Origin of the sequence: Peribacillus muralis, assembly GCF_001645685.2 — a bacterium.
GTDB lineage: Bacteria > Bacillota > Bacilli > Bacillales > DSM-1321 > Peribacillus > Peribacillus muralis_A.
On record NZ_CP017080.1, the window covers coordinates 4,129,054 to 4,147,792 of the forward strand.

General features: G+C 44.5%; 14 protein-coding genes. 4 read left to right on the forward strand and 10 right to left on the reverse strand.

The window, feature by feature from the left end; genetic code table 11:
• Positions 1-212: 212 nt before the first annotated feature.
• The 5 genes from ABE28_RS20040 to hpaB all read right to left on the reverse strand — a co-directional run bounded on the left by ABE28_RS20040 (position 213) and on the right by hpaB (position 6,267).
• Positions 213-1,202 carry a LacI family DNA-binding transcriptional regulator gene (locus tag ABE28_RS20040; RefSeq protein ID WP_064462761.1) on the reverse strand — a complete coding sequence of 330 codons (990 nt, stop codon included), beginning with the start codon at positions 1,200-1,202 and terminating at the stop codon, positions 213-215.
• A gap of 149 nt (positions 1,203-1,351) precedes the next feature.
• Positions 1,352-2,182: a carbohydrate ABC transporter permease gene (locus tag ABE28_RS20045; protein WP_064462760.1), complete on the reverse strand. Its 831-nt coding sequence runs from the start codon at positions 2,180-2,182 to the stop codon at positions 1,352-1,354.
• Positions 2,183-3,085: a carbohydrate ABC transporter permease gene (locus tag ABE28_RS20050; RefSeq protein WP_064462759.1), complete on the reverse strand. Its 903-nt coding sequence runs from the start codon at positions 3,083-3,085 to the stop codon at positions 2,183-2,185.
• 83 nt (positions 3,086-3,168) lie between these two features.
• Positions 3,169-4,440 (reverse strand): ABC transporter substrate-binding protein, encoded by a 1,272-nt coding sequence (locus ABE28_RS20055; protein ID WP_064462758.1) that lies wholly within the window; start codon positions 4,438-4,440, stop codon positions 3,169-3,171.
• A gap of 378 nt (positions 4,441-4,818) precedes the next feature.
• Positions 4,819-6,267, reverse strand: coding sequence for a 4-hydroxyphenylacetate 3-monooxygenase, oxygenase component (gene hpaB / locus ABE28_RS20060; protein ID WP_064462757.1), 1,449 nt, complete (start codon positions 6,265-6,267; stop codon positions 4,819-4,821).
• A 204-nt stretch (positions 6,268-6,471) separates the two neighbouring features.
• Between hpaB and ABE28_RS20065 the strand changes: the two genes are divergently transcribed.
• Positions 6,472-7,338: an SDR family oxidoreductase gene (locus ABE28_RS20065; protein WP_064462756.1), complete on the forward strand. Its 867-nt coding sequence runs from the start codon at positions 6,472-6,474 to the stop codon at positions 7,336-7,338.
• Positions 7,339-7,381: 43 nt separating this feature from the next.
• On the opposite strand, the gene ABE28_RS20070 is transcribed toward ABE28_RS20065, so the two are convergent.
• Positions 7,382-7,870 (reverse strand): hypothetical protein, encoded by a 489-nt coding sequence (locus tag ABE28_RS20070; protein ID WP_064462755.1) that lies wholly within the window; start codon positions 7,868-7,870, stop codon positions 7,382-7,384.
• A 364-nt stretch (positions 7,871-8,234) separates the two neighbouring features.
• On the opposite strand from ABE28_RS20070, the gene brnQ reads away from it, so the two are divergent.
• Entirely contained in the window at positions 8,235-9,569 is a 1,335-nt protein-coding gene (gene brnQ, locus ABE28_RS20075) for a branched-chain amino acid transport system II carrier protein (RefSeq protein ID WP_064462754.1), read from the forward strand.
• Positions 9,523-9,909 (forward strand): hypothetical protein, encoded by a 387-nt coding sequence (locus tag ABE28_RS20080; protein ID WP_064462753.1) that lies wholly within the window; start codon positions 9,523-9,525, stop codon positions 9,907-9,909. The genes brnQ and ABE28_RS20080 overlap by 47 nt, the downstream gene beginning before the upstream one ends.
• 206 nt (positions 9,910-10,115) lie before the next feature.
• On the opposite strand, the gene ABE28_RS20085 is transcribed toward ABE28_RS20080, so the two are convergent.
• From ABE28_RS20085 to sdaAB, 3 genes are all read right to left on the reverse strand, one after another.
• Positions 10,116-10,643, reverse strand: a complete 528-nt coding sequence (locus ABE28_RS20085; protein ID WP_064462804.1) for a DinB family protein — start codon at positions 10,641-10,643, stop codon at positions 10,116-10,118.
• 644 nt (positions 10,644-11,287) lie between these two features.
• Positions 11,288-12,166: an L-serine ammonia-lyase, iron-sulfur-dependent, subunit alpha gene (sdaAA, locus tag ABE28_RS20090; protein WP_064462752.1), complete on the reverse strand. Its 879-nt coding sequence runs from the start codon at positions 12,164-12,166 to the stop codon at positions 11,288-11,290.
• Between the two features lie 41 nt (positions 12,167-12,207).
• Positions 12,208-12,870 (reverse strand): L-serine ammonia-lyase, iron-sulfur-dependent subunit beta, encoded by a 663-nt coding sequence (sdaAB, locus tag ABE28_RS20095; RefSeq protein WP_064462751.1) that lies wholly within the window; start codon positions 12,868-12,870, stop codon positions 12,208-12,210.
• A gap of 413 nt (positions 12,871-13,283) precedes the next feature.
• On the opposite strand from sdaAB, the gene ABE28_RS20100 reads away from it, so the two are divergent.
• Positions 13,284-14,327: a DUF418 domain-containing protein gene (locus ABE28_RS20100; RefSeq protein ID WP_306807305.1), complete on the forward strand. Its 1,044-nt coding sequence runs from the start codon at positions 13,284-13,286 to the stop codon at positions 14,325-14,327.
• A gap of 66 nt (positions 14,328-14,393) precedes the next feature.
• Here the strand turns inward: ABE28_RS20100 and ABE28_RS20105 are convergent, their stop codons facing one another.
• Positions 14,394-18,725 (reverse strand): endonuclease, encoded by a 4,332-nt coding sequence (locus tag ABE28_RS20105; RefSeq protein WP_064462749.1) that lies wholly within the window; start codon positions 18,723-18,725, stop codon positions 14,394-14,396.
• Between the last annotated feature and the right edge of the window lie 14 nt (positions 18,726-18,739).

Below are 18,739 nucleotides of genomic sequence, written 5' to 3' on the forward strand. Positions count from 1 at the left end.
TGGTTTTGGAGGTTCTTTACTTTATTTGCTGCCTTTCACATCCGTCTGCGGAAAACTGCTCACATGCTGTGGAATGGAACGGAAGGTGCGACACTCATGCGGGAAAGCGTGTCTACGTGAGACATCGGAGACTCACAGACCTCCTCTGGATAAGAGACCGCCTTGCAGTGCAATGGAAGAATTCCTTACAGCTCACACCGCATCGTTATCACTCAGAAGCTGCTGTTCCTGATAATCAATTCCGTACCGATCAAGACTTGCTTGACGATTTTGCGGCCCATCACTTGCTCCAAGACTAAATCGGCTGCCGTTTCCCCCATCAATTCCGTATGTACCTTAAGGGTCGTCAGCGCTGGATAGACATATTTCGAAACACTGATATCATTGAGCCCGATGATATTGACTCGTTCAGGCACCTGTATGCCTTCTTCATGCAAGGCACGTAAACATCCGATCGCAATCAGGTCATTCCCGGCAAAGAAGGCGGTAGGCAATTCGTCACCATGCTCGTTAATGGCCGCTTTCATCAAGCGATATCCGTCATCCACCGAAAAAGTCCCCATATAGATAAACTTTTCTTTAAGCACGTGCTTTTCTTTTCCGTAACTTTTGAATGTTAGCTCGCGTAAATCGCTAATCTCGCCGGATTTGTCTTTATAGGTCTCTTTTCCTCCTATGTACCCGATCGAGGCATGTCCTTTATCAATTAAATAGTTGATGATTTTTTTAGTCGCTTTCTCGAAATCGATTTTAACGGAATCGAAGGAATCATCTTCAAGACTATGATCGACCAAGACGATGTTTTCCGTTATTTCCGCAAGTGAAAGGACTTGCTCCTTGCTGAACTTCCCTATTGCAATGATCCCTTGGATGTTTTCAAGCTTCACTTCCTCAAGGTCATTATAAAAATATTTTACAAGCTGGGCCTCTAGTTGCTGGCAACGCCGTTCAATTCCAAAACGGATCGACATATAGTATAAGTCTTCAAGCTCTTCTTTTTCTGTATACCAATGGATGATCGCGAATTTAGAAGGTGCTGCCTTTCGTATCGCCCGTCGTTTATAGGATAACGTCTCTGCTGCTTCAAATATCCTTTTCCTAGTCTCATCCGTAACGGAAAGTGAATCGTCATAATTTAAAACTCTTGAAACAGTGGCAATGGAAACGCCAGCTTTTTCAGCTATATCCTTAATCGTGGCCATTCTTATCAATCCATTCTTACATAATTTCTGTACTTTTCTTTACTTAATAATTTCATATTATCCATAAAAAAGAAAGGGAATCTTCCTGAAGGGAATGGTGATTTAATCCGGTAAACCCGCCCATTATCCGCTCCCATACGACCTCCCTATCATTTAATGCCAGTTTGGGTGACTCCCTTAATGAATGAACGCTGCCCCATAATGAAGATAAGGATAACGGGAATGGTGGCAATCGCCGTTAACGCCATTAATCTTCCTGGTGAAGAAACGAAGCTTCCTTGCTGCATGATGGCTATGCCAGTCGTGATGGTCCTCATCTCCGGCGAGCTTGTCGTCAGCAACGGCCAAAGGAAATCGTTGTAAATCGACATGAAGGTGAAAATCGCCAATGTCCAAATAACAGGGCGGACAGATGGCAGGACCACCTTGATGAACACCTGCCACTTGTTCGCTCCATCCAAATGGGCCGCCTCCTCCAGCTCCTTCGGGAAAGCCTTGAAGGATTGATATAAAAGAAACACGCCAAAGGCATTCGCAGAATAAGGCAAAATGAGCACGGCATACGTATCCAATAATCCAAACTGGTTGAATCCCATATATAAAGGTAAAAACGTGATGACCCATGGGATGGTCAAGGAACCTATGAACATGGCGAACAGCAGCTTTTTGAATGGCACGTCCAGCCTTGCCAAACCATATGCTGCAAGGGTATCGACAATTAACACGAGCAAGGTGCCCATAATCCCGACAAATAAGGAATTAGACATCCACGTAAAGACTGGCGTATCCGATCCGCCGCTAAGGCTATACGTATAATTCTCCAACGTGAAAATTTCGGGTATCCATTTAATTCCCGAGGTGAAGGCTTCTTGATCGGTTTTAAAGGAAGTGGCCAGCATCCAAAAAAGAGGAGCGATAAAGAAGATGGCAATGACAATCGCTAGCGTGACTATAAAAATCTTGAACCCTGTATTTCTCATTTACTTCACTGCCTCCTTCTTTTCCCTGGTCAGTCTAAATTGAACGAGTGAGATGATGATCATGATTACGGCCATCAATATCGACATGGCAGCGGCATTGCCCAATTGTCGCTGATTGAAGCCTTCCTCGACTATATTCATCAGGAGAACCTGCGTTGATGTGCCTGGGCCGCCCCTGGTCATCAAATAAGGCTGACCGTATATATTGAAGGATGCGATGGTCGAGGTGAGGGTGACGAATAGCATCGTTGGCTTGATGGTCGGCAACGTAATATGAATGAAGGTCTGCCATCTGTTGGCCCCATCCAATGAACCCGCTTCATACAATTCCTCCGATACCTCATTAAGGGCATTGGTGAATATGACCATATTAAAACCTATCGTCCACCATAGTGTCGCGATGATGATCGATACCCAGGCCCAAGGGATATCCGTTAGCCAAGGGATCGCCGAAAATCCTAACTTCTGGAGATATTGATTGATCAAGCCACTGTTCGTATCGAATATCCAAAGCCAGATGATGGCAACGATGGAAACGGATACAGAGTAAGGAATGAAATAAGCAGTTCGGAACAAACCTGTCATCTTCTTTGGCAGGGCATTCAGCAGCAAGGCTAAACCAAGCCCCACGGCGACAAGCAAAGGCACACTGAAGATGACGAACAAGAACGTATTTTTCAGTCCTTCAAAAAATAAATTGTGCAAATATGATTCCGAGTCGAATATATTCAAATAGTTTTTCAACCCGACGAATTCTTTGACGGGATTCAGCAAATCCCAATCATGCATGCTGATCCATACCCCATATACAATCGGGGCTATGAGAAAGACAGTAAACAATAGCAAGTACGGTAATACAAATAGACTGGAAGTGGCTTTTGATTTCCACGATGTTCGCTGCATAGGTTTCTCTCCTTAATTAACTCTCTGCGGTCGATACAATAATAGGAGGAAGCAAGTGATTTTCACCTGCCGCCTCCTTCAAGTCATTTATTCAAGATTTGGCCGGCTTTTTTCGTTGCATCATCCAACGCTTGTTTTGGATCCTTCTTCCCTAACAACGCCAGATTGACTTCAGCCCATAATGGATCTGAGATCTGGCCCCAGTTTGCGATCCTTGGGGCAAACATGGCGTATTCGAACGAAGCGGCAACCTTAGGCTGTTGAACCATGCTTTTAAATTCTTCATTTTGCTCATAAATTGCCTTGGAGGCAGGAGCTTGGCCTGATTTGGCCCATTCCAATGTGTTTCCGGCAGCGAATTTAAGGAAATCATTGATAGCGGCCAGTTTTTCTTTATTTTTAACAGTAGCAGGGATAACGAAATTATGACCATTGGCATATACAGCTTGTTTTTCCGTACCTAATTGCGGCACTTCGGCAACACCATAATTAATGCCTGCCTTGTCCCACTGCTCCATCATCCACGGTCCATTAAATTGCATCGCATTTTTCCCTTGAAGAAAAAGATTCACTTCTCCATCTTGCTGAACATTGGCCGGGGACACCTTTTGCTTATGGATTAAATCCGTCAAGAAGGTCAAGGCTTCAACTCCAGCCGGGCTATTGTAATCAGGCTTGCCATCCTTTAAGAATTCTCCGCCATTTTGATAGAAGATCGTTGGGTAAATGAACTGATTCGGCCAAAGAGTCGGCACGACATAGCCATATTGCCCTTTAGATTTATCCGTTAGCTTTTTGGCAAATTCCAAGAACTCCTCCCGATTCACCGGCGCCTTTTCAGGATCTAGACCAGCAGCCTTGAACAAGTCCTTGTCGTAGTATAGAAGCAGGGGATGAATATCCAACGGAATCGCATATTGCTTTCCGTCCACAGTCCCCGCGCCCCAAGCCGTTTCGGAATAATCCTCTTGTTTTATACCTGCAGATGCCACTGTCTCGCTAACATCTTTCACTAGATTCTTTTCCACATAGTTTGTAAGCTGATCAGTATGCATGATTAATAGATCAGGCGCATTTTTTTGCCCCGAAAATGCAACATCGACCGTTTTGTAATAATCCGATTGCGGTACGATTTGCATATTCACTTCATATTCAGACTGGGATTTATTATAGTTTTCAACAATATTCTTCATTCTCGGACCATCCGCACCAGAAAACGGTGTCCAAAATGTAATCTTTTTACCATTGCCATCATCACCGGAGGTAGAAGCTTTATCATCATTGGAACAAGCAGCCAGAGATCCTATCGCAAGCGCTGTAGCCAGGAATGCGCCGATTATCTTTTTCTTTTTCATCTAGGTTAACTCCCTCACCTTTATTTCGTTTCACTTTTGAATACGTTCCCCTTCTTTGTGCAACACACCTCCCGTCCGATAGAATTTTAACGTAGTGAAGCCCACTGATGAATACGCTTTCAATTACTGATAAAAAAAATTTGTTTTTAAGTAAAATTTTTACTTAAAATAAATATATACTTGGACCCATTTGTTGTCAACGGTTTTTCCAACACCAATAAAAAAAATTCCGACAACTTTGATATTTGTATGTAACGGTGTCGGGTGCATTTTCTGATTGAACTAAAAAGGAGCCCGTCAAACGACACTCAAGCGTGCGTTCAGAGCTACTTTATAGGAAGTATGCATCCAAGCAAATGACTCAGGACTGAACCATCGTCAGCTAAGTGGATCAATATTCAAATAGGAATCCACGCAGTTAACATACGGTTTCAGATCATAGGAAGAATACAATTGACTGGCAAGCCTGATCGGATCTCCAAAGAAAAACCGTTCATAAAGCGTTTCCCTTGCGCCGAAAGAGCTCATGGAGATATCCCATGCCAAGCGAAAAATTTTCATGCGGTCTTCAGCTTTTCTGGATGCCCCTTGCAAATATTGCTCTAAGTCTTTTTTGATCCCCGATTGAAAGGAGGTTCCTGTCGGGATCGTCATTAACCCGCTTGCACCTAGTAATTGGATGATTTCCGTAAACCTAGGGTACATTTTCGGAAACAAGTTACTGGCAATTTGAAGCGTTAGCTGATCAGGCCTCATATATCCCCATTCATCGGCTCGCGCCTCCATTTCCGCTTTAAACAGCAAAGCTTTCATCGTCTCCAGGGCGACGATGATTTCAGCAGCTTTCTCTTGTACATGCTGGTATCCGCCAATATTTATTGTTTCAATGATGGATTGGACTATGCCCAGAATGAATTCGGTTTTAACGATCCTTCTTGCCACAACCTGATGCATGCTGAATGCAGAAAATGAACTGTTAGCCATGAAGGTATTCGAGATTTCGCTATTATTAAAATAAAATACCCGCTCCCATGGGACCAATACAGAATCAAAAACAACAATCGTATCCATTTCCTCGAATCTTGAACTTAAAGGGTGATCGAAAGCAGATTCCCCGCCAACAAAGGATTCCCTGCAGATGAATTTCAAGCCTTTACTGTTGCTGGGAATGCTGAAGGAAAAACCTTTATCCTTCCCATCGAGTCCTGCTGCTGACAAAACTAATATTTCATCCGTTATCCCACCCTGTGTTGCCAATACCTTCGCACCTTTGATTACGATTCCCTCATCATTTCTTTCGATGACTTTTGCTGCAATCGGCTCCTCCGCATGTTCAAAATGATAGTGGGACCGATCTACTTGCGGATCGATAAATGTATGAGTGATCGATACATCGTGTTCACGTGCATATTCATAGAACTTCGTTACATTTTCAGGAAAACAATTTTCTTTACCGTTCAATAAATCCACTGAAGAGGCAAATGCCATGATGACCGTATTCATATAGTCTGGACTTCTGCCCATCATTCCATTGCTCAATTTTGCCCAGTTTTGGATCATCGTGCGCCTGCTGACTAGATCTTCGATTGTTTTTGGCTGTAAGTAGGACATTCCCACTTGTTTTCCGGTTAAGGGGGATTGATAGGTCATTTCATGCTTGAATGCTTCTTCAAGCTGGAAGTCATACAACCTTCCTTGGCTTTTCATGACTCCCTTAAATGCAGGATGCTCTGAAATCTTCCCCTCCACAGGATTCCCATCCACCCATACATTCGTTTTTAGCCGGTCAATTCGATCAATATATTGATCTCCGTTTATAGCTGGCATTTTTCCACCCCTTCCTTCGTGATATCATATTAAGCTTCATTTTTCTTTGTTACCGAAATAGGGAGTGTTCCAGAAAAACTTTCAAATCCGCCCATGCTCCATTTGTAATCGGTTCCAATGCGAACCGGCAGGAATCCTGATGTTTACCTATGCTTTTTAAAGGCTAGAGTACCACTACATCAAAACAATTAGGGGGAGATTTTCTTGAATATATATGAACAGCAGAAAAACGGACAGCCTGGACAAACGCAGCCAAGGCAGCCTGGCATCGAATCAGAAATGAATCCATTGCCCATTCAGCCGAAAGATTACAAAGGAAGCGACAAGCTGAAGGACCGCGTCGCATTGATTACTGGCGGGGATAGCGGCATCGGACGTGCGGTTGCGATGGCTTATGCGAAAGAAGGGGCCCATGTCGTGGTGAATTATTTAGATGAGCACAGTGATGCACAAGAAACGAAGCAGCTGATTGAAGCGGAAGGCGTCCGCTGCCTCTTGCTGCCAGGAGATGTATCGGAGGAAGCGACCTGTAAGGAACTGGTCAAGAAAACGATCGACGAGTTCGGCAAGCTGGATATCCTTGTGAATAACGCTGCGGTGCAATACCCGACGGAAAATATTGAGGATATCACGGACGAGCAATGGGACAAAACGTTCCGCACCAATATTTATTCCGTATTCTACATGAGCAAGCATGCGGTTCCACATATGAAGCAGGGGAATTCCGTCATTAACACCACCTCCATCAACCCGTACAGAGGACACGCGACATTGATGGACTATACGGCGACAAAAGGAGCAATCGTCGGCTTCACACGAAGCCTTGCACAGAATGTTGCAAAAAAAGGAATCCGCGTCAACATGGTTGCTCCAGGCCCAATCTGGACTCCGCTCATCCCGGCGACGTTCGACGAACAAAGCGTAGCTGAATTTGGCACGGAGGCACCTCTTGGCCGCCCGGGACAGCCCGCAGATCATGCAGGCGCATATGTACTGCTCGCATCTGATGAAGGAGCATATATAACAGGACAGTGCATCCATATCAACGGCGGCATCACGATGTCTTCATGAACCTAAACGACCGCAAGCCTGATGCTTCCGGTCGTTTCTTTCCCTAGCACCAAACGATGATTCGATATGGCGTGGTTTGGGCAGGGATGCTTTTGGTGACAGGTCCATAGATGACAACCAAATTGCGGCTTTCGGGGGTTTTCGAGAACGGTTGCCCGTTTTGTAAAACGATTTGCGTGAACGGAGAAAGATTCAATCGCAATTGGCCATCCCGGCTCTCCAACTGATCGTTGAAATAGTCGACTTTCACATTTTGATATGGACTATCCTTCACCATGATAAGCGCCCGAAATTGCGGCGGGTAAATAAGAGGAACAGGCGCATTTTCATCATAATAACCAGTCACCCGATCTCCTACGGATACCATTGCCTGGTCAACGAAGTACGTTCGGGGTGACACAACGAAATTCACTGATGTTCCCCTATCTTCTACAGATACTAATTTATAGCAGCCTTCCCTCTCACCATTTTGCCCGGTTGGAAAATCACTGACCATGGTGACGATTCCATGAAATGGTTTAAAACTTATCATCCGTAATCCCTCCAATAACTAAAAATATCCATAATGATATCGTTTTAATGTATGGGAAATCATCTAGATCGGTGCTTGTGAGCACGCTATTCATTGCACTCCGCGCATGTTTTACATTTCGTACATATTTGCTTGCAATTTATTGGTATGAGTTGCTTTCAGATGCTCAAAATAAGATAGAGATCGATTGAAATCGGAGACTTTGGGATAAGGGCAATAAGAAAATTCAAAAAATATATTGAAATATCAATTTTTTTTAGATATAATACGACATGGTCTTAAATATTAGTTCGTCTACAATTTTTAGAAAATTTAATTATTTTTTAAAATAGTAAATACTGGGTAAACTCTTGGAGGTTTTAATGTGTCTAATAAAGTGCCATCTTCATTTATAGTAGTGATCGGTTTCATGCTATTCGCCTTGTTCTTTGGGGCAGGAAATTTAATCTTCCCGCCGATGCTCGGTCAATCAGCAGGAATGAATGTCTGGATTGCCAATGCCGGATTTTTAGTGACCGGAGTCGGACTGCCCTTACTTGGCGTAATGGCACTTGGTTTTTCAGGAAAAGATGATTTACAATCGTTAGCGAGTCGCGTACATCCGGTGTTTGGGATTGTATTCACAACCGTTCTTTATTTAGCGATCGGCCCTCTGTTCGCAATACCGCGAACTGGTAACGTATCATTTGAGATCGGTGTAAAACCCTTTTTACCCGACAATCCAGGCCCGCTGCCTTTAATGATTTTCACCATCATCTTTTTCACAGTAACGTGTCTTCTTTCGCTCAATCCCGCGAAAATTGTCGAAATTGTGGGGAAAATATTAACACCTATCAAGTTAACATTCATTGGAATTTTAGTGGTAGTTGCATTCGTCCATCCAATCGGGAACTTCCAAGCACCTGCCAGTAACTATACCGTTCAACCATTTTTCAATGGATTTAAAGAAGGATACTTAACGATGGATACATTGGCATCATTCGTTTTTGGTATCATCATCATTAACGCCATCAAAGCAAAAGGCGCCACAACCAAAAAACAAATCATGATTGTCTGCGGAAAAGCAACCGCTATTGCAGCCATCATCCTGGCTACGATTTATACTGCCCTTTCCTATATGGGAGCTTCCAGCGTAGAAAAGCTGGGACATCTCGATAACGGTGGAATCGTGCTGGCCAAAGTTTCGGATTACTACTTTGGATCATATGGCGGAATCTTACTCGGATTAATGATCACGGTAGCTTGTATAACGACGAGCGTAGGACTGATAACGTCTTGTTCGACATACTTCCATAAGCTATTTCCAAACCTGCCGTACAAAACCATTGCGATCAGCTTATCGGTTTTCAGTGCAATAGTTGCCAATATTGGCCTGACGCAATTGATCGCCATTTCCGTACCCGTGATGACAGCCATCTATCCGTTGGCCATCGTATTGATTTTCTTAACCTTTTTCCATTCTCTATTCAAAGGGAGACCGGAAGTGTATCAAGGCAGCTTACTGCTGACATTCATCGTCAGTTTATTTGATGGATTAAGCGGAGCTGGCGTCCACATTTCATTCATCGATACATTCTTTAATGCAATCCTTCCCCTATACGGAGCAGGACTAGGATGGATCGTCCCGGCCATCGTAGGAGGAGTCGTCGGCTATGCCAGCAGCCTCATACGCCCAAGCCATAACCATCAAATCGATTAAACAAAAAGATCTGTCCAAGCATCCTGGACAGATCTTTTTTGTTCTATTTTCGCGTGTTCGGATGGATTATTTGCGCGCTTGGGCGGATTATTATTCAGTTGGGACGAATTTTCGCGCGCTGGGTCGGATTATTACTCTGGTGGGACGGATTATCCGCGCGCTAGGTCGAATTATTACACAGTTCGGACGAATTATAGCGCGCTGGGACGGATTATTACTCTGGTGGGACGGATTCTCGCGCGCTGGGTCGAATTATGACTCTGGTGGGACGAATTATCGTGCGTTGGGTCGAATTATGACACAGTTGGGACGAATTATCGCGCGTTGGGGCGCATTATGACGCAGTTCGGACGAATTTTCCGCGCGCTAGGTCGGATTTTTACGCAGTTCGGACGAATTATCTCGCGCTAGGACGGATTTTTACGCAGTTCGGACGAATTATCCCGCGCTGGGACGGTTTCCGACGAGGTTCGAATAAATAATCTCGCGTTGGGCGAATTCCGACACGGGTAAGGGCGTTTACCTCCTGGTATACCAACATTTTCATTACCTTTTTACTTCGTTCCGTAGTTGCCTCAGCTGTTGAAGGATTTGTCCGCGGTGATGTGATTCGTGTTCTATCAAATGGTAAACGACCCATTCAGGCGTGACATCATATTTTTCAAGCACTCTTGGTTTACGCCAGTCTTCCAGGTCCATTGTTTGGAAATGGGAAAGAAAAACTTTACGCACCCTATTCAGGCGGTCAAGATGCTCTTCCGTAGTTTGTCCCTCCAAATGGGTTAGGGAGCCATCGCCGGAACGGCTGTCTACCGGAAACAGCGCGAGTATTTCTGGATCCCATTCCCTGACCAGCACTTCTTCGTATAACCAATCCGCCTCGACCAATGCAATGTGGTAGAGCAGCGAGCCGATCGTTTGCCGTTCATCCATCTTTGTATCGAGTATGTTTTGGCTGACGCCGGCCATTTCCGAGAGGATCGTATGGCGCACATCTTCCAAACACCAGAGCCACCGCCCAATCTCTTCTTCATATCCCGGTAATGCCTTTACCCTTAATTCCCTTTTCTCCAATGCCATCATCCTCCGCTACTTTGAAGTAGATGCATAAATGGGGGCAGTGCCGTGATATTTTTATAGTCGTAACTACGTCCGTCATATGCATCCTTTATAGTGAAATTCGCTGAAGGACATAGGTTTTCCTCTTTTCTTTTTCTCAATTAATAACATGACAAAAAGAGCAATCCACTGATTGCCCTCTCGTTAGCCGGTGTCAATTGCCAAAAAAAAGATTGGTTCTCATTCCCTCAGATATACGCCTGCTTTGTAAATAATCCAGTTCCCGTTCTTGTTCAACCATTATCCGTTGCTCCAGTTTTTGAGCATATAGTGCATAACTGATCCCATGAGCCTGAAACATTGCTTTTTCCATTGCCGACGTGTACGTTAATTCGAGAAAATTAATGAAGAATCAATCCTTTCCAGATTAAATTTCGTTTTCATCTTATCATTCCAACCGACTTACTGACAAAGTGGCTCAGCCTTCATATTCACGGATAATCCAGATTCTCGCCTGCCGGTTCTTCTTGCCGGGCATCGAAACGCCGAATCCCGCAATTTTCCTCTATTTTCCTTTTTTTTGTTCCTTACAAGGAGAACAGTAAGCACAATGAAAAAAGCCCCCGTTTACAATGGTTGTTGTAAATGGAGGCTGAACATTATTGTTTGTAGGAACCGAATATTTCTTTAGCCAGTCTGCGGCCGGTCGGTGTAGCCGCAAGGCCGCCCTCTGCCGTTTCACGGAGTGCAGATGGCATGGTCAGCCCAATTTTATACATCGCATCGATCACTTCGTCACATGGAATGCGGCTCGTTATGCCTGCGAGTGCCATATCCGCAGCCGTAATCGCGTTAGATGCTCCCATCGCATTACGCTTCACGCAAGGAACCTCGACTAAACCAGCCACGGGATCACAAACAAGGCCAAGCATATTTTTCAATGTGATTGCCATCGCCTCTGCAGCTTGACTAGGTGTACCGCCGGCTAGCTCTACAATTGCAGCTGCCGCCATTCCGCTTGCTGACCCAACTTCTGCCTGGCAGCCTCCAGCTGCTCCGGAAATCGAAGCGTTGTTCGCAACGACGAAACCGAAGGCAGCCGAAGTGAAGAGAAATTCGATCATTTCTGCCCGGGTCGGGTTCAGTTTTTCTTTAACGGCAAATAAGGTACCGGGAACCACACCTGCGGAACCTGCAGTTGGAGTGGCGCAAATCATTCCCATTGCTGCATTGACTTCGTTCGTCGCAACAGCCTTGCTGACAGCATCCAAGAGCAGATTGCCTGCGAGTGCCTTGCCCGTCTTCATATAATTTTGCAAAAGGACCGCATCTCCGCCTGTTAGACCTGTAACGGATTGCACGCCCTTCAATCCTCTTTCGACCGCTTGTTCCATGACCGTCAGATTCCTGTCCATTTTTTCTATGATTTGTTCTCTCGACAAGCCAGAGAACTCCATTTCTTGTAAAATCATGATTTCCGCAATTTTGACATTTTTACTTTCAGCAAGTTCAACCAACTCTGCTACATTTCGGAACATATCCTTACCTCCACATCTATACAAACAAACTTCAAGTCTCTTTAATCCACCATCTTGATGACTTGCGAAACGTTTTCCAATTCTTCAAGTTCCTTCATGATTTCAAGCTTGATCTTCTGATCGACTTCAATCACCATGAGCGCCATCTGGCCTTTTTCTTTTCGTGAAACTTCCATATGTCCGATGTTAATTTCATGATTCGCCAAAACGGTTGAAACGGAAGATATGATTCCGAATACATCATTGTGTACCACCAGGATGGCTGGGTTTTCACCTGACAATTTAAGCTTGAATGTATTCAGCTCCGTTATTTCGATTGTGCCGCCGCCAATGGAGATTCCAACAAGCTCCAATTCCTTATCTTCATCGAACAGCCTGATTTTGACCGTATTGGGATGATCCATCACCGTATCCTCGATTGTAAAGGTGACTTCCATACCCGCTTCTCTAGCAATGGTTAACGAAGACGGGATCCTTTCATCATCGGTATCGAAATCCAATATCCCGCCCACGACAGCAACATCCGTGCCATGTCCCCTATAGGTTTTTGCAAAAGAACCGTACAAAGAAATAATGGCCTTATTAGGTTGCTTTCCGAATAATGTCCTTGCCACTCTGCCAATTCTGGCAGCTCCTGCTGTATGTGAACTGGAAGGTCCGACCATGACAGGACCGATTATATCGAATGCAGATCTATATTTCATTGTGTACTGCTCCTTTTCTGATAATATATTCGTTTAACCGACATGGAACATGCCGCTTTTCGCACTTCATCCTTTTTGTTTGATCTAGCTGCCCCGGTTCCATGGCTTCCTCTATTAAGCTATCCATATGGATAATATGAATAATATATATATTATATTAGAATATCTTTATTTTTCCTAGAAATGTAAACCCTTTCATTGCATATATCATCTTACCATATATTAGACTGCATACCTAACAAAATTTCTTATTAAGAAAATAAAAATATTATTAAATTCTTCAGTATTTTTACATAATTTAGTCTCTTATAGCGTTCTTCAAAATTTTAAGGTTTCTGTAAGGTTGGCATTTAAATCATGTAAGGTTCGTTGCCTATAGTGATCATTATACAGAATAATTTTTTAAAAGGAGAATGACATTGATTCCATCCATATCACAAAAAGAAAGAATCCTTTCATTGGACATTATCCGCGGCCTTGCTCTTTTTGGCATATTGCTCATTAATGTAGCTGCGTTCAAAATCACGATTGAAGGAGACCCCCTACCTGATTATGACGGCGTTAACGGCATCATCAGCACATTGATAGACATCATCGTGGAAAAGAAATTCTTTTCGATTTTTTCTTTCTTATTTGGAGCAGGTTTGTATATTTTTGCTTCAAGAGCCGAAAGTCGCGGCGATAAACCTCACTGGAGGATGGTGAGACGGTTACTGACCCTCTTCGTTTTAGGAATTCTTCACTTTTTCATCTTCTGGGGAACCATTCTGCCGGTATACTCAATTGTCGGGTTGCTTTTGATCCCCTTTTATCGTGCAAAGGTTTCCACACTGAAGAAGTGGTTAGGGGGCATGACGGTCATATACATGGCATCGTTACTTACCAATATCCTTCTTCCATCTATAGCATCACCAATCCTGGAGTTTCTAACCAATGATGGTATTCTAATCTTCATCATGTTTTTAGCTGGTTTCTTAACCGCTAAAGCAAATTGGCTTGTTCGGATACAAGCATTATCAAAACAGCTTAAATGGATACAGCTCGGCACCTTTCCCGTGTTCATGATTTTATCCGTTTGGATCTGGAACGCTTCGCAGCATGGTGATGATCATATCGATCTGCTTATCAAATTGGGTGCGATCCCAACTACGCTGTTTTACTTATCCACAATGTTCCTATTAGTTGAAAAAGAACGGATCGTGAAATGGCTGAAGCCGATTTCCCTTGTCGGACAAATGGCTTTCACCAATTATATCGCCCAAAGCATCATTGGTTCGGCTATCATCTTCCTTCTCGGTCTCGAAGTCGTTTCACCACTTGATGTTGTATATATTGCCGTCTTGATTTATGGAATACAAATCACGTTCAGCATAATCTGGTTCAAGTTCTTCCCTATGGGTCCAATGGAAAAAGCTTGGAGGTATATGACTTATGGAAAGCAAATGAAGAGCAAATGAAAGCAACCCGAATGCCAAAATGGAGCAGCTGTACACATGCCAGCTGCTCCTTCTGCCTTTAAAATATTAGCTCGCCTTTTTCTCATCCTTCGATCCTACCGCACCCCAAATCTTGGACGCCCACTCAGGGTGATCAATGAATGGATTGCGGTTATTCTGCCATTCATAAATGACATCATTTCGATGACTTTCGAAATCGTCGACTGGATCGAGATCATTCCATTTCAATAAAGTCGAAAGCTTTCCATGCAACGGCTTCGGATACGTATTGACCGTATCGGATAATTCCAGATCCAACTCGCCGTTTCCTTCATAACGGACGGCCATGTAAAACAGCATCCGGGCGATATCACCTTTCACATGATCTGGCGGCTCCCATGAATCTGCATCGAACTTGCATTCACAGCCACTATACGATTGACCGCCCTCATCAAAATCGAGATGGCCCCGTTTGCCATTCACTGTCACATCGGCAGGACGGAGATGATGAAGATCGGTCCCAGGTCCTTTGGTCGTTCCAAAATCACCGTGTGACTTAGCCCAGACATGTTCACGGTTCCATTGCCCTGTATTGCCGCCATTGGCATTCTTGGCAATCGATTTTCCAGAGTAAAGCAGGATGACATTATTGCTGTTTTGCGGATCTTCATCCGTTTCCTTAAGGGCATTCCAAACTTGATCATAAGAAACCATCGTATGCCCCTTGATGATGGAGTGCAGAACAGACTTCAATTCCGTCCCTGTTTTACCTGCCGCCTTGTCGTAATACGCTTCAAGTGGATCATTCGAGACATTCAACGTGAAACGGGCAACCGCCTCCGACTGCTTATCAGCGGCCCTTACTGCAACAATCGTTGTACCCGCCTCATGTGTAGGAAGGGTTAAGATGGAGCCGGCAACCGTACCGATGGTGGAAGAAAAAGTGAGTGGATCGCCATCGGGGTCTGTAAAATGTTGTTCTAGGTTTATCGTTACTTTAGATCCTATTTTCACGTCAACATTTTCAAGACTTTTCGTCACGACAGGTGCTTGATTTTCTTTAGTCCCAAAAGGGGAAGCAATTGCTTCCCCCTTAGAATTGAAAAACTTGATACTCTTCGTGTCGACACCTTCGGTTACTGTCCACTTCTGGACATTTTCAGCGCCGCGGATTTCTTTTACATGAGCATTATCGATGATGACTTCCTTCACCGCCATGCCCCCAAAATCAATGACTGCGCCTTCCTTATCCGGCTTGATCGTGACTGTCACATTTTTGAGGCCCAAGCCTTTGAGTACCGCATAGGAACCCTTTAAAAAGATGCCTTCTTCAATTTTGGATGTTTCGTCCAAATCCACCAACACGCTAGGGGATGCAATCGTAAGTTTTTTTGTTTTAACGTTTTGCAAATGATACTTCTTGTCCGGGACAACCGGTTCAACTCCGCCTGACCCGGATAGAGCGGTTTGAATCAATACAGGGTCATGATCGCTTGCCCGTCCATGCACTTCCATGAAGGATGAGTTAATATGGACAATATCGACTTTCGTCGCAGCGGCCATGTTATTCGAGACGAGAATATGGTCCAACACTTGTGAATTCCCTTGATAGGTGTATGAATAACGTTTCTCAAAAGGAACGTTCTCGATCATATTCGTTAAGTCTTTACCCTTTAATGTTTTAAGCGGTGCCGAAAATTCATAATCGTTAAAATCGCCTAGCAGGACGATATTCGCCTTCGCATCCTGTGACTTGATATCGCTGACGAATCGATTGACGATGGAAGCAATTTTAAGCCTTTGCGTCTCACTTGAAAGCACTGGAGGCTGGTTCTTTCCGAATAAAGGCTGGTCGCCGCCCTTCGAATTAAAATGATTGGCCACTACCACTACACGTTCGCCTTTGAATTCGAATTGAGCGGCCAACGGCTTCCGGCTTGAAGTGAAAGCAGGATCAGCAGGCTCGATCCGTCCAGGGTTCAAGGTGAGCTTTCCATCCTTGTAGGCTACGGACTGTGTCGCCGTCCCCCTCAATCCCTCCGTTAATTTGACACGGTCGACATTATATAAAAAGCCGACACGGATATTCCCGCCTGGCGCTCCGCCATCGCGTTTATCTTCTGGGGCGATATCGATGAACTGATAGTCCGGTCCGCCCAAATCTTTGATTTTGTCGGTTAGCTTCTTGGCGCTTTGTGCAGAATCCGTTGTTCCGCTGTCCGTTGCCCCATCATTGTCCTGCATCTCGGTTACGCCGATGATATCCGGCTGTTTAAGATTTGTAATGATGGATGTTGCTATCGTTTCCACTTTCGCGTTAGCCGTTTGTGTCGAGAAATTCTCGATATTATAGGAAGCAATCGATAGTTTATCGGAATCCTTCTCTATGGATGTCACTTCCCGGGCAGTGCCCCCATCCTTTAATGCCGGCAGTTGATTTTTATTCGTCAATACCCGGTAGTTGCTGAATCCATAACCGATTACACCCGTAACCGAGCCATCAAAGGAATCACCGGTTTTGGCCACGAATTTTTCATCATCTATATCCAGGATGATTCGTTCAGGATTAAAATCCGTTTCCGTAATTTTCACGCCTCCAACAGCAGTCGTCGTTTCCATATTCCCTGGAATCACGACCAATTCACCATAATCTTGTGGCGCGACCACTTTTGGATTGGCTACTTGTACGAGCATTCCTTCCAAGCTCTCGTAAAAATCAATGCCATCTTCGCTCGGATTAAAGTCTGTCAATCTATCATCATCTATGTTTTCCGAAGGCGGGGTGACGTCTTTGCCGATGACGATCGGTTTCGGTACAGCTGCTGTGCCCAGCTTTTCAATGGTCGTATTCGTCAATTCCGTTGTTGGCAAATCTGTCGTTTTCATTTCGGCATATCCCTCGACGTACCATTCAACGACCTTACCAGACACTTTGATGTGATCTCCCGCTTTCAGACCATGTGCTTTATTGTTTACAAGAATTCCCTCCGAAGTGGTTATATCCTGATCCGGATTCGGATCTTGCATGTAAAAATTATTCGCATCCTTTACATACGTGACGACACCCTCGACACTTGAGACGAGTTGATTCTCGTACGATGAAAAATGATTCATCCCCTGGATGTCCCGGATTTTCACTTCATTGGTTTTCGTTACCGTATAGGCAAATGAGAAAGCCTCGGACGTGTTGTCGTTAACAGCAATTGCTTTTATGACCGTATCTTTCGTCAAGGTGATGGGCTCCGTGTAAAGCGTGCTTGCTGAAGTCGGAGCTGAGCCATCCAGCGTATAATGGATCTTCGCATCTTTCCAGCCCGTATGAAGCGTCACCTTTGTCTGTTCACTAACCGTTCCAGGAAAAATATTCGTGTAAACAGCCGGTTTGTTGACCAATTCATAATCTTCCATTCCACGCGGCTTCAGTTGGTACGTGTCATTGAATTGCGATGCGATTCCGGTAATGGAAATGACATCACCTTCCTTAAAGCTTTTCAGAAAATCATCATATGTCGAACCGTTCCGGTTATCATGACGGACGATCACAGAATTCCCTTTGGCGTCTTTAGCCAGAAATTCAAATGTACCGTATGTTCCGGACGAAGCCAATCCTGTAATCGTCACATTCTCAATGGTGACGAGCTCCCCTTGTGTGTTTGCATTGACGCCAGATGCGTCCAGTTTTTGGCTTTCCGGAAGCTCATTCCCAGAAGAAATGACCTCCAGGTTGGTTGGCTGCATTTGCAATTCTTTATTATAAGCCGATACCTTGCCAATCAAACGAACCTTATCCCCTTGCTTCACATCTTTAGGCCATGAAGAACCATACACATATAGACCAGCTGTTTCATCTTGGATATAAAAGCCTTTTCCGCCCCAATATCCTAGCCCTGTGGTCACCACTCCATCCACCTGCACAACATCTTCTGTATTCGTGCGGGCCTCGGCAATGGAATCAAGAACCTTCACATCGGGTTGTTCAGGAGATGTTCCTCCATCGGTGTTGATAGTGTATGCGGTCGGCGATTTAAGACCAGGTACGGAAAAGTATTTTTCCAATTTCCCGGTAATCGTCACTTGTGCTTTCAATAATTCCGGATGGTCGACCAAATTAAGTGCCGCCCGGATGCTACCGGCTGGAAGCTGAACGGGCATGATTTTCTTTACGTCCGTTTCATCGCGACTATCCGCTATTCCAATATTCGTACCTTCAGTAAAAGGTGATGCCTGTTGATAGCTTGTCCCGCTTTTGGCTACGCCGACGATGTATCCCTTCACAGCTGCCGTCCCGCTGTTATTGTTAATGGCTTCCGCTACCGTTATCGTCGTCCCTTCCGCCTTGGCAACGGCGGCATATGGCAAAACCGTTGATAGCACAAACAATATGGCAAGGAAAAGCTTGCTCATCCCACTCTTCTTCAAAATCTCAACCCCTC

What these genes read in the sequence shown, in the direction of transcription:
- ABE28_RS20100 (WP_306807305.1), top strand. Translation starts at nt 13,284, where the DNA reads ATGACATTGATTCCATCCATATCACAAAAAGAAAGAATCCTTTCATTG.
- ABE28_RS20080 (WP_064462753.1), top strand. Translation starts at nt 9,523, where the DNA reads ATGCCAGCAGCCTCATACGCCCAAGCCATAACCATCAAATCGATTAAA.
- hpaB (WP_064462757.1), bottom strand. Translation starts at nt 6,267, where the DNA reads ATGCCAGCTATAAACGGAGATCAATATATTGATCGAATTGACCGGCTA.
- sdaAB (WP_064462751.1), bottom strand. Translation starts at nt 12,870, where the DNA reads ATGAAATATAGATCTGCATTCGATATAATCGGTCCTGTCATGGTCGGA.
- ABE28_RS20050 (WP_064462759.1), bottom strand. Translation starts at nt 3,085, where the DNA reads ATGCAGCGAACATCGTGGAAATCAAAAGCCACTTCCAGTCTATTTGTA.
- sdaAA (WP_064462752.1), bottom strand. Translation starts at nt 12,166, where the DNA reads ATGTTCCGAAATGTAGCAGAGTTGGTTGAACTTGCTGAAAGTAAAAAT.
- ABE28_RS20040 (WP_064462761.1), bottom strand. Translation starts at nt 1,202, where the DNA reads ATGGCCACGATTAAGGATATAGCTGAAAAAGCTGGCGTTTCCATTGCC.
- ABE28_RS20055 (WP_064462758.1), bottom strand. Translation starts at nt 4,440, where the DNA reads ATGAAAAAGAAAAAGATAATCGGCGCATTCCTGGCTACAGCGCTTGCG.
- ABE28_RS20045 (WP_064462760.1), bottom strand. Translation starts at nt 2,182, where the DNA reads ATGAGAAATACAGGGTTCAAGATTTTTATAGTCACGCTAGCGATTGTC.
- ABE28_RS20070 (WP_064462755.1), bottom strand. Translation starts at nt 7,870, where the DNA reads ATGATAAGTTTTAAACCATTTCATGGAATCGTCACCATGGTCAGTGAT.